The organism is Enterobacter sp. MGH 38, from assembly GCF_000492855.1.
Lineage (GTDB): Bacteria > Pseudomonadota > Gammaproteobacteria > Enterobacterales > Enterobacteriaceae > Enterobacter > Enterobacter hormaechei_C.
Genome location: NZ_KI535607.1, coordinates 715,613 through 726,947 on the forward strand (window position 1 = coordinate 715,613; position 11,335 = coordinate 726,947).

Here is an 11,335-nt window from a genome sequence, read left to right on the forward strand (position 1 = left end):
TTGATTTGGATAATAAAATTCACAGGAAGAATATGATGAAACACATTTCAGGCAAGGCAGCGCTGCTGGCGCTGAGCATGATTTCGGCTACGGCTTACGCATCACACTGGAGCTATCAAGGAGAAGGCGCACCGGAACACTGGGGCGAACTGGACGAGGCGTACAAGACGTGTAAAAGCGGAATGTATCAGTCGCCGGTCAACATAGATAACACGGTCAAAGCCCACATCTCTCCGCTGGAAACGCACTATATCGACGGCCCGGTCATTCTGACAAATAACGGCCATACTATCCAGGCGAGTGAAAATGCCGATACACGCGACAGCATCACGCTTGATAAACAGCGCTGGACGTTACAGCAGTTCCATTTCCATGCACCATCCGAAAACACGGTGCACGGTAAAAAATACGCAATGGAAATGCATCTGGTCCATAAAAACGCTGACGGCGAACTGACGGTCGTTGCCGTTATGTTCGATCAGGGCGCTGCAAACACTGAACTGGATAAACTCTGGGGCGTGATGCCGGGACAGGTTGACCAGAACGTCACGATTAAGCCAACCCTTGATATGAATAAATTACTGCCCGCGGATAAAACTTACTGGCGTTTTAGCGGCTCTCTGACCACCCCACCGTGTTCAGAAGGGGTAACGTGGCTGGTCCTCAAGCATCCGCTGACCGTCTCTGCTGAACAGCTGCAAAAATTTACTCACACTCTGCACCACGAAAACAGCCGCCCGGTTCAGCCGCTTCATGGCCGTCTGGTTGTTGAATAAGTCGATTTTTTACGTTGATATCCTGTGCTGAAATGCGACGCAGATCGCAAAGAAGCGCCATAATCTGCTGCTTATAGCAGCAGATTATCCCGAACAATTGATCCATTTATTCAGAAATGATGAGAAGTTACGGGAAATTGTAAGCGCCCACAAAATGTTCATTTATTCATAACACAATGATTTAAATAGCGAATAATCTTATCCCAAAAGAATGACTGGCGATTCCTTGATCTACAACAGAGGATTGTTCAAAGTTTGGCCTTTCATCTCGTGCAAAAAATGCGTAATATACGCCGCCTTGCAGTCACAGTATGGTCATTTCTTAACTCATGCGCATCGGACACCACCAGCTCAGAAATCGCCTGATCGCAGCCCCAATGGCAGGTATTACCGACCGGCCGTTCAGGACGCTGTGCTACGAGATGGGAGCAGGATTAACCGTTTCCGAGATGATGTCGTCTAACCCGCAGGTTTGGGAAAGCGACAAGTCCCGCCTTCGGATGGTGCACGTGGATGAACCAGGTATCCGCACCGTGCAAATTGCCGGAAGCGTGCCTGAAGAAATGGCAGATGCCGCGCGTATTAACGTGGAAAGTGGCGCCCAGATTATTGATATCAATATGGGTTGCCCGGCCAAAAAGGTGAATCGCAAGCTTGCAGGTTCAGCCCTTCTGCAATACCCCGACCAGGTGAAGTCAATCCTGACGGCGGTTGTCAGCGCAGTGGACGTTCCTGTTACGTTGAAGATTCGCACGGGTTGGTCGCCGGAACACCGTAACTGCGTAGAGATTGCCCAACTGGCCGAAGACTGTGGCATTCAGGCCCTGACCATTCATGGACGCACTCGCGCCTGTTTGTTCAACGGTGAAGCTGAATACGACAGCATTCGGGCAGTTAAGCAGAAAGTTTCCATTCCGGTTATCGCGAATGGCGACATTACTGACCCGCTTAAAGCCAGAGCTGTGCTCGACTATACGGGAGCTGATGCTCTGATGATAGGACGTGCCGCTCAGGGAAGACCCTGGATCTTTCGGGAAATCCAGCATTATCTGGACACTGGGGAGCTGCTTGCCCCGCTGCCTCTGGCAGAGGTCAAGCGCTTGCTTTGTTCGCATGTTCGGGAATTGCATGACCACTACGGCCAGGCAAAAGGGTACCGAATTGCGCGTAAACACGTCTCTTGGTATCTCCAGGAGCACGCTCCAAATGACCAGTTTCGGCGCACATTCAACGCCATTGAGGATGCCAGCGAACAGCTGGAGGCGTTGGAGGCATACTTCGAAAATCTTGCGTAATGAAATAAAGAGCTGACAGAACTATGTTCGAACAACGCGTAAATTCTGACGTACTGACCGTTTCTACCGTTAACTCTCAGGATCAGGTGACTCAAAAGCCCCTGCGTGACTCGGTTAAACAGGCACTGAAGAACTATTTTGCTCAACTGAACGGTCAGGATGTTAATGACCTGTATGAGCTGGTACTGGCTGAAGTTGAACAGCCACTGTTGGACATGGTGATGCAATACACCCGTGGTAATCAAACCCGCGCTGCCCTGATGATGGGCATCAACCGTGGTACCCTGCGTAAGAAACTGAAAAAATACGGCATGAACTAATTTCGATTAGCTAACTGCTTGTTTAAAAAGGCGCTCTTCGGCATGGGGAAGCGCCTTTTTTATCGTTCGGGCGAGCAACCGTCAACGCTTTGTAAACCTTCCCTTTCCCCACTTTTCAACGCCCGCTTTTCGTGTATATTTCCACCAACTTACAGGCTCTCTTTTCGCGGAATGACACATGATTCGTAAATACTGGTGGCTGGTCGTTTTTGCTGTCTCTGTTTTCATTTTCGATGCGCTGCTGATGCAGTGGATTGAACTGATGAGCACTGAAACCGATAAATGTCGCAATATGAATTCCGTGAACCCGCTTAAACTGGTCAACTGCTCAGAGCTGGACTAACCGCTTCCATCCTGTATAAAACCCTGTTAACACCCAATAAAAACAGTGACTTAAATCACTTTTCGTCATTTCCTGACGATGATAATGTCTGTCCCCTTTCCAACCGCTCTTGCTTAACGTCTCACACGAGTGAACAGACCATGCTGGTTAGCCAATACAACCAAATCCTCGTAGTCATCTCCTTTGTTGTTGCCATTCTTGCCGCCTATACCGCACTGAATATGGCTGCGCGCGTTGCCGGAAGCCAGGGCATCGCTGCACGCGTCTGGCTGGCAGGTGGCGGTGTTTCGATGGGGATTGGCGTGTGGGCGATGCATTTCATCGGTATGCTGGCGATGGATCTTTCCATGAGCATGAGTTACAACGCGGCCCTGACCGTGCTTTCGATGGTTATCGCCATTAGCTCGTCAATGTTTGCCCTGTGGCTCGTTAGCGGCGAGCAGCTACGTTTGCGCCGGCTGCTGCCTGGCGCCGTCGTGATGGGAACGGGCATTGTTGCCATGCACTACACCGGTATGGCTGCCCTGGAGGTCACACCGGGTATTGTCTGGGATAAAACGTGGGTGGCTATCTCTGTGGTCATAGCCCTTGCCGCTTCACTGGCCGCTCTTTGGCTGACGTTCCGTTTACGTCAGGAAGCCGCACGAATGGCGTTGATGCGGCTGGGGGCGGCGATCACCATGGGCATCGCTATCGCTGGCATGCATTACGCTGGCATGGAAGCAGCACAATTTCCGATGTCGACGATGGTCCACCATCATGGCATTAACGGGAGCTGGCTGGCGATATTGGTTAGCGTGGTCGCGCTCGCTATTCTGGGGATTACGCTGCTGGTGTCGATGTTTGATGCCCGCCTTCAGGCTCGTACCTCGCTGCTGGCCTCATCACTGGCAGAAGCTAATCGTGAACTCGCACAGCTGGCGTTGCATGATACGCTGACGCGATTACCCAATCGTATTCTGCTTGAGGATCGCCTCGATCAGGCCATCAGCAAGGCCGATCGCGAAGGAAGCCCTTTCGCGCTGATGTTTATGGATCTCGACGGCTTTAAAACCGTCAACGATGCCTATGGTCATGATGTCGGTGACAAGCTTCTGGTAGCGGTGACTCAGCGTTTGCTGTTGCAGTTGAAAGGTCAGTACACGCTGGCGCGTATCGGTGGGGATGAATTCGTGCTGCTGGCCGAAACCGCCACCCCGGATGATGCTGCCTCACTGGCAAATTCACTGGTGCGCGTCATTGATAGCCCGTTCCATCTCGATCCTTACGAACTGATGGTCACCCTGAGCATTGGCATTGCGCTCTATCCACACGATGGCAAAACCGATCGTGAACTAATGTTTAACGCTGATGCTGCGATGTACCACACGAAACATATGGGTCGCAACGGCTATCACTTCTTCCAGCCGTCAATGAATACGCTGGCGCAGACGCATCTACAGCTGATGAATGATCTGTGGCAGGCCATCGACCGTGATGAGTTACGCCTGCTTTATCAACCTAAATTCCACGCCCCTGCCGGGCCGGTCATCGGGTTCGAAGCGCTGTTACGCTGGCAGCATCCCAAACAGGGATTACTCTCCCCCGACCTGTTTCTACCGCTGGCAGAGAAAACAGGGCTGATTATTCCGATTGGAAACTGGGTAATCGACGAGGCCTGCCGCCAGCTGCGTGAATGGCATCTTCAGGGCCACACGGACTGGTCAATGGCGGTGAATCTTTCTACGTTGCAGTTCGAACAGCCGTCGCTGGTTAAAACGGTTCTCGATTGTCTGACGCGCCATAGCGTGCCGCCCGGCATGTTGATCCTGGAGGTGACTGAAACCACGGCAATGAGCAATCCGGACGAAAGCGTACGCGTCCTGACAGCGCTGACGGATGCGGGAGTAAAAGCCTCAATAGACGATTTTGGTACAGGTTACTCAAGCCTTCTCTATCTTAAGCGGCTTCCCGCCTGCGAGTTGAAAATCGATCGCGCTTTTGTGAAAGAGTTAAGTGGAGAGAGCGAAGATGCGACAATTGTCTCGGCGATTGTCGCCCTGGCAAAAACGCTGAATCTGAAGGTCGTGGCGGAAGGGGTCGAAACCGCAGCGCAGCAGACCTTCCTGACAGAACTGGGATGCAATACGCTACAGGGTTATCTGCTGGGCAAACCAATTACCGCGCAAGCTATTATGGAACAGTGCCAGCACGGGGAGATGTCGCCACCCCGGGCGCAGTCATAAGGCTGTATCGTAAACCACTGGCGCCACTCGGGTGATATTTAGTGTCGCCAGAATATTATCCACCAGCGCCGGCGCTTGTTTGTACAGATTAAAACTGGTGTTATCCATTAACCAGTTTTTAATGACTCCGCTAAAAAACGCATGGAAAACAATCAGCGCCAGTTCAATATTAGTTTGCGAAGAGATAATGTTATGAGCAATGCATCGCTTAAGCGTCTTGCGAAGATAATCATCGTTTAAACCGATCCGCTTGCGTATTTCACATTCTGAAATCACATCGTCATGAAATTCACACTTATGATACAGAATTTGTAAAAGCGCATACTGTCGGGGTTCGCTCGCAATATATTGCAGCGCAACAATAAATTGTTCACGAAGCATTAACAAAGGGTCGTCATTTTCGGAAAGCATTAGCCTGTCACGAATGATTTCACGCAGCGGCAATTGCTGTTCCCATATTGCGTTAAATATTTCCGCTTTACTCGAGAAATGCCAGTAAACCGCCCCGCGAGTGAGTTGAGCTGCATCGGCAATGTCGGTAAGCGTGGTGCTGGCCACACCACGCGTCGCGAATAGCCTGATAGCGGCTTCAATCAGCTGCTGGCGGGTCTTTTGAGCCTCTTCTTTCTTTTTGCGCGCCATTACCTGCTACTCGTTACTTACAAGATTGATACGTTATCAAAGGATATTGCCGTGGTCGTGTCAGACAAAGTATTAACCAAAATCCGTGTTAGTTTTGCACAAAAAAAGTCAATTCGTTTAATTTATAAACCTCGTGAATAAATTGAATATATTAAATACATAAAACATATGTATAGCTTTCACCAAAAAGCATTTCGTTGATTATCCTGACAGAAATAGAGTGTCGAATGCACTGGGTCAGATTCCGATTTTTACTTTTTAAAAGCTCCATCAGCACTTATAAATTAAAAAACATTAAATACCCTCATTATTATACGCAGCTACATTTCTTTTTTTGCCTCACACCCTTTCACCGATTCATGACAAATATCGGTTCAGGGGTAGTTTAAGGAACAGTAATGACGAATCACTTCAGATGCTTACCCTTATCCGGTTTCATTGTCTGTGCCGCGCTGCTTACCGGGTGCGATGGGCAAGAAAACCCACAGCAGCATGCGCAAGCTCCTCAGGTCAGTGTTCATATTGTTAAAAGCGCGCCACTGGCCGTAACGACAGAATTGCCTGGCAGAACTGACGCGTATCGTGTTGCGGAGGTTCGTCCCCAGGTAAGTGGTATCATTCTGCACCGTAATTTTACCGAAGGCAGCGACGTCAAAGCGGGTGAATCCCTTTATCAGATCGATCCGGCCACGTATCAGGCAGCCTACGACAATGCGAAAGGTGAACTGGTAAAAGCACAGGCGGCGGCCAATATCGCTCATCTGACGGTGAAACGTTACGTTCCGCTGGTCGGTACGCAATATGTGAGCAAGCAGGAGTACGATCAGGCGGTGGCAACCGCCCAGCAGGCGGATGCGAGCGTCGTTGCCGCGAAGGCTGGCGTTGAAAGCGCGCGGATCAACCTGGCTTATACCAAAGTCACATCCCCAATCAACGGGCGTATAGGTAAATCCAGCGTCACCGAAGGGGCGTTAGTTACTAATGGTCAGTCGACTGCACTGGCGACGGTTCAGCAGCTCGATCCCATTTATGTCGATGTGACGCAATCCAGCAGCGATTTTATGCGTCTGAAGCAGCAGACGAGCCTGCAAAAGGGAGACACCAGCAGCGTCGAGTTGCTGATGGAAAATGGCCAGCCTTATCCACTGAAAGGAACGCTCCAGTTCTCTGATGTCACGGTAGATGAAAGTACCGGCTCAATCACCCTTCGCGCCCTCTTCCCTAACCCTCAGCATATGCTGTTACCGGGTATGTTTGTCCGTGCACGCATTGACGAAGGTACACAGCCTGATGCCATTCTTGTTCCCCAGCAGGGGGTAACCCGTACACCGCGCGGGGATGCCACCGTGCTTGTGGTAAACGATAAAAACCAGGTGGAATCGCGCACTGTCGTTGCACCGCAGGCGATTGGCGATCGCTGGCTGATCACGGAAGGCCTGAAAAACGGCGACCGCGTCATTATCAGCGGCCTGCAAAAAGTTCGCCCTGGCGTTACCGTCGTGGCTATTCCTGATACCGCCGCGACTCCAGCCAGTTAAGGAATAACGACATGGCTAATTTCTTTATTCAACGGCCTGTTTTCGCCTGGGTACTCGCCATCATTCTGATGATTGCGGGCGGGCTGGCCATTTTAAAACTGCCGGTGGCGCAATATCCGACCATTGCGCCGCCAGCGGTGGCGGTGACAGCAACCTACCCTGGCGCTGATGCCCAGACGGTACAGGACACCGTAACTCAGGTTATCGAACAGAACATGAACGGTATCGATAATTTGATGTACATGTCGTCCACCAGTGATTCCGCCGGTAACGTCACCATTACGCTGACGTTCGAGTCGGGTACGGATCCTGATATCGCGCAGGTGCAGGTTCAGAACAAACTCCAGCTCGCCATGCCGCTGCTGCCGCAAGAAGTGCAGCAGCAGGGGATTGGCGTGGAGAAATCCAGCAGCAGCTTCCTGCTGGTTGCAGGCTTTGTGTCGGACAATAAAAATCTCACGCAGGATGATATCTCCGACTATGTCGCTTCTAACGTAAAAGATGCGATCAGCCGTACTTCCGGCGTCGGTGACGTGCAACTGTTCGGTGCCCAGTATGCAATGCGCATCTGGCTGGACAGCAACGCGATGAACAAATATCAGCTCACGCCGCTGGATATCATTAACCAGCTGAAAACACAGAACGACCAGATTGCTGCGGGCCAGTTGGGAGGAACGCCGTCCGTACCAGGGCAGCAACTGAACGCCTCAATTATTGCTCAAACACGCTTGAAATCGCCGGAGGAGTTTGGTCGTGTGACGCTGAAGGTGAACCAGGACGGTTCAATGGTCCACCTGAAAGATGTGGCACGCATTGAGCTGGGTGGCGAAAACTACAACATGGTCACCAAAATCAATGGCCAGGCAGCAACGGGGCTGGGGATCAAGCTGGCGACTGGCGCAAACGCGCTGGATACCGCTGCCGCCATCAAGAGTAAACTGGCGCAGTTGCAGCCCTTCTTCCCTCAGGGTCTGAAAGTCGTGTATCCGTACGACACCACACCTTTCGTGAAGATCTCCATCCATGAAGTGGTGAAGACGCTGTTTGAAGCGATTGTTCTCGTGTTCCTGGTGATGTACCTGTTCCTGCAAAACCTGCGGGCAACGCTTATTCCCACTATCGCCGTTCCCGTGGTGTTACTGGGCACCTTTGCGGTACTGGCTGCGTTCGGGTTCTCCATTAACACCCTGACGATGTTCGGGATGGTATTGGCGATAGGTCTTCTCGTCGATGACGCCATCGTGGTAGTCGAGAACGTAGAACGCGTCATGGTTGAGGACAAGCTGCCGCCAAAAGAGGCGACGCAGAAGTCAATGGAGCAAATCCAGGGCGCTCTGGTGGGCATTGCTATGGTGCTTTCGGCGGTATTTATTCCGATGGCATTCTTTGGTGGTTCAACCGGGGCTATCTATCGCCAGTTCTCGCTGACCATTGTCTCCGCGATGGCCTTGTCGGTACTGGTGGCGTTGATATTAACGCCTGCTCTTTGTGCAACGCTGCTCAAACCGGTTTCCAGCGAACATCATGAAAAGAAAGGTGGTTTCTTCGGCTGGTTTAACGCGCTCTTTGATAAGAGTGTGGAGCACTACAGCAACAGCGTGAGCGGCATTTTACGTAAGACCGGCCGCTATCTGCTGGTTTACGTCATCATCGTCGGCGGCATGGCAGTTCTGTTCCTGCACCTGCCTTCCTCCTTCCTGCCGGAAGAGGATCAGGGTGTGTTTATGACGATGGTTCAGTTGCCGGCAGGGGCGACGCAGATGCGTACCCAGCAGGTACTCGATCAGGTTCAGGATTATTACCTGACGAAAGAGAAAGCGAACGTTGAATCGGTCTTTACCGTAAACGGGTTTAGTTTTAGCGGACAGGGTCAGAACTCCGGTATCGCTTTCGTCAGCCTGAAGCCATGGGAAGAGCGTCCGGGCAAGGAAAACGGCGTTGAGGCGATTGTCAGCCGCGCGACGAAAGCGTTCAGCCAGATCAAAGACGGCCTTGTATTTCCGTTTAACCTGCCTGCCATTATTGAACTGGGTACCGCAACAGGCTTTGACTTTGAACTGATAGACCAGGCAAACCTGGGACATACGCAGTTAACGCAGGCGCGTAACCAGCTGCTGGGCATGGTGAGAGAACATCCTGACTTACTGGTCCGCGTGCGTCCTAACGGACTGGAAGATACGCCACAGTTCAAGCTGGACGTCGATCAGGAGAAGGCACAGGCGCTGGGTGTGAGCGTGTCTGACGTCAATCAGACTATTTCAACAGCCCTGGGTGGCACCTATGTGAACGACTTTATCGATCACGGACGGGTGAAAAAAGTTTATGTCCAGGCTGATGCTCGCTTCCGTATGCTACCCGGAGACATTAACGGCCTGTATGTGCGTAGCGCTAACGGCGAAATGGTGCCTTTCTCTGCCTTTAGCAGCTCTCACTGGGTTTACGGTTCACCGCGTCTGGAACGTTACAATGGGATGCCATCAATGGAGATCCTCGGTGAGTCTGCACCAGGCAAAAGTACCGGTGAGGCAATGGCGCTGATGGAAAACCTTGCGTCAAAACTGCCGTCCGGCATCGGCTACGACTGGACGGGGATGTCTTATCAGGAACGACTTTCCGGGAATCAGGCTCCGGCGCTGTACGCCATTTCACTTATTGTGGTGTTCCTGTGTCTGGCGGCTCTCTATGAAAGCTGGTCAATTCCATTCTCGGTCATGCTGGTTGTGCCTCTGGGGGTGATCGGTGCGCTTCTGGCTGCATCAATGCGAGGGCTGAACAATGACGTTTACTTCCAGGTTGGTCTGCTTACAACAATTGGTTTATCAGCCAAGAACGCCATACTGATCGTTGAGTTCGCCAAAGATCTCATGGATAAAGAAGGCAAAGGGATTATCGAAGCCACGCTTGAAGCCTCGCGTATGCGTCTGCGTCCTATCCTGATGACTTCCCTGGCATTCATCCTTGGTGTTATGCCTCTGGTCATCAGCAGCGGTGCAGGTAGTGGTGCACAAAATGCGGTCGGGACGGGCGTGATGGGCGGGATGCTCTCAGCCACCCTGTTGGCCATATTCTTTGTTCCTGTTTTCTTTGTGGTTGTCCGGAGACGATTTACAAAGCACAAGGATTAATGAAAATCATAAAGGCACCTCTGGTGCCTTTTTTATTTCCTGAAAACGATGTAAAAACACATCCCCTCTTCACATTTCCTCCATTAATAATTACTGCCCGCGCTTTTTTCTTCATAATTTTTACAATCCACACAAATTGAGATTATTCCACGTGCTGCATGGTATTAGTGCGGTGGTAAAATAATCATCGATTCGTTAATTGCCGCATCGGCTCTTTAGCGAATAGGCGATCATATTGAGGTAACATCATGAAAAGATTCCTTTCCGTTGCACTTCTCGCTGCGCTGCTTGCTGGTTGCGCGCACGATTCCCCATGTGTACCGGTATACGACGATCAGGGGCGACTGGTTCACACCAATACCTGTATGAAGGGCACTACCCAGGATAACTGGGAAACAGCAGGTGCGATTGCTGGTGGCGCCGCGGCAATCGCTGGCCTGACACTCGGTATTGTCGCCCTCACTAAATAAGGCTTCTAAAAGCGCGGCGATGGCCGCGCTTTTATTTTTGCCTGATATAAGAAACGTATATTCCCCATCGCAAATAACATCAGATATTAATTAAATTCAATACGCTACCTTACTCCTCGCTATATCCCTTACCTGTACAGCATTTGGCATAACATTTAATTCATTTAACACTACTGCGAGCCAGCAGAATGCATTTCACAACTACAGTTTCAGTACGGTAAAGCGCTACGTCCGTAGGGTATTAACGGCACCAGTGAGAACATCGAATGAGGGAATTGGTTTAGCTAGAGATATAACGCAAAAAGGCCATCCTTTCGGATGGCCTTTCTACTTGTTTGATGTCTGGCAGTTCCCTACTCTCACATGGGGAGACCCCACACTACCATCGGCGCTACGGCGTTTCACTTCTGAGTTCGGCATGGGGTCAGGTGGGACCACCGCGCTAAAGCCGCCAGACAAATTCTTTTACTTCTTGCCGAACTTTAACCTAAGTATAAAGTGGTGCTGATACCCAGAGTCGAACTGGGGACCTCACCCTTACCAAGGGTGCGCTCTACCAACTGAGCCATATCAGCACGCTAAATTTGATGCCTGGCAGTTC

General features: G+C 51.1%; 9 protein-coding genes, 1 tRNA gene and 1 rRNA gene. 8 read left to right on the forward strand and 3 right to left on the reverse strand.

Annotation, left to right across the window (positions count from 1 at the left end; translation table 11 throughout):
• The first annotated feature begins 35 nt into the window (after nt 1-35).
• The 5 genes from L384_RS17505 to L384_RS17485 all read left to right on the forward strand — a co-directional run bounded on the left by L384_RS17505 (nt 36) and on the right by L384_RS17485 (nt 4,959).
• Nucleotides 36-776, forward strand: coding sequence for a carbonic anhydrase (locus tag L384_RS17505; protein ID WP_003860379.1), 741 nt, complete (start codon nt 36-38; stop codon nt 774-776).
• A gap of 329 nt (nt 777-1,105) precedes the next feature.
• Complete coding sequence (gene dusB / locus L384_RS17500; RefSeq protein ID WP_022651936.1) at nt 1,106-2,071, forward strand: tRNA dihydrouridine synthase DusB; 966 nt, start codon at nt 1,106-1,108, stop codon at nt 2,069-2,071.
• A gap of 23 nt (nt 2,072-2,094) precedes the next feature.
• Nucleotides 2,095-2,391: a DNA-binding transcriptional regulator Fis gene (gene fis / locus L384_RS17495; protein ID WP_000462905.1), complete on the forward strand. Its 297-nt coding sequence runs from the start codon at nt 2,095-2,097 to the stop codon at nt 2,389-2,391.
• A 178-nt stretch (nt 2,392-2,569) separates the two neighbouring features.
• Nucleotides 2,570-2,734 (forward strand): DUF2556 family protein, encoded by a 165-nt coding sequence (locus L384_RS17490; RefSeq protein WP_003860373.1) that lies wholly within the window; start codon nt 2,570-2,572, stop codon nt 2,732-2,734.
• A 140-nt stretch (nt 2,735-2,874) separates the two neighbouring features.
• A complete protein-coding gene (locus L384_RS17485; RefSeq protein WP_023323807.1) occupies nt 2,875-4,959 on the forward strand; it encodes a putative bifunctional diguanylate cyclase/phosphodiesterase in 2,085 nt (694 codons plus the stop codon).
• On the opposite strand, the gene envR is transcribed toward L384_RS17485, so the two are convergent.
• A complete protein-coding gene (gene envR, locus L384_RS17480) occupies nt 4,954-5,601 on the reverse strand; it encodes an acrEF/envCD operon transcriptional regulator (protein WP_023314924.1) in 648 nt (215 codons plus the stop codon). The two genes, L384_RS17485 and envR, sit on opposite strands and share 6 nt — an antisense overlap.
• Before the next feature lie 398 nt (nt 5,602-5,999).
• On the opposite strand from envR, the gene L384_RS17475 reads away from it, so the two are divergent.
• From L384_RS17475 to L384_RS17465, 3 genes are all read left to right on the forward strand, one after another.
• A complete protein-coding gene (locus L384_RS17475) occupies nt 6,000-7,139 on the forward strand; it encodes an efflux RND transporter periplasmic adaptor subunit (protein WP_023323808.1) in 1,140 nt (379 codons plus the stop codon).
• A gap of 11 nt (nt 7,140-7,150) precedes the next feature.
• Nucleotides 7,151-10,264, forward strand: a complete 3,114-nt coding sequence (locus tag L384_RS17470; RefSeq protein WP_023323809.1) for an efflux RND transporter permease subunit — start codon at nt 7,151-7,153, stop codon at nt 10,262-10,264.
• 248 nt (nt 10,265-10,512) lie between these two features.
• Entirely contained in the window at nt 10,513-10,734 is a 222-nt protein-coding gene (locus L384_RS17465) for a lipoprotein (RefSeq protein WP_003860364.1), read from the forward strand.
• Between the two features lie 340 nt (nt 10,735-11,074).
• On the opposite strand, the gene rrf is transcribed toward L384_RS17465, so the two are convergent.
• Together rrf and L384_RS17455 are read right to left on the reverse strand one after the other, a co-directional pair.
• Nucleotides 11,075-11,190 (reverse strand): 5S ribosomal RNA (gene rrf / locus L384_RS17460).
• A 43-nt stretch (nt 11,191-11,233) separates the two neighbouring features.
• Nucleotides 11,234-11,309 (reverse strand) — tRNA-Thr (locus L384_RS17455).
• Nucleotides 11,310-11,335 lie beyond the last annotated feature (26 nt).

Bases quoted from the DNA above. Each gene is read 5' to 3' on its own strand.
- dusB (WP_022651936.1), top strand. From the start codon at position 1,106: ATGCGCATCGGACACCACCAGCTCAGAAATCGCCTGATCGCAGCCCCA.
- L384_RS17485 (WP_023323807.1), top strand. From the start codon at position 2,875: ATGCTGGTTAGCCAATACAACCAAATCCTCGTAGTCATCTCCTTTGTT.
- L384_RS17475 (WP_023323808.1), top strand. From the start codon at position 6,000: ATGACGAATCACTTCAGATGCTTACCCTTATCCGGTTTCATTGTCTGT.
- envR (WP_023314924.1), bottom strand. From the start codon at position 5,601: ATGGCGCGCAAAAAGAAAGAAGAGGCTCAAAAGACCCGCCAGCAGCTG.
- L384_RS17490 (WP_003860373.1), top strand. From the start codon at position 2,570: ATGATTCGTAAATACTGGTGGCTGGTCGTTTTTGCTGTCTCTGTTTTC.
- fis (WP_000462905.1), top strand. From the start codon at position 2,095: ATGTTCGAACAACGCGTAAATTCTGACGTACTGACCGTTTCTACCGTT.
- L384_RS17465 (WP_003860364.1), top strand. From the start codon at position 10,513: ATGAAAAGATTCCTTTCCGTTGCACTTCTCGCTGCGCTGCTTGCTGGT.
- L384_RS17505 (WP_003860379.1), top strand. From the start codon at position 36: ATGAAACACATTTCAGGCAAGGCAGCGCTGCTGGCGCTGAGCATGATT.
- L384_RS17470 (WP_023323809.1), top strand. From the start codon at position 7,151: ATGGCTAATTTCTTTATTCAACGGCCTGTTTTCGCCTGGGTACTCGCC.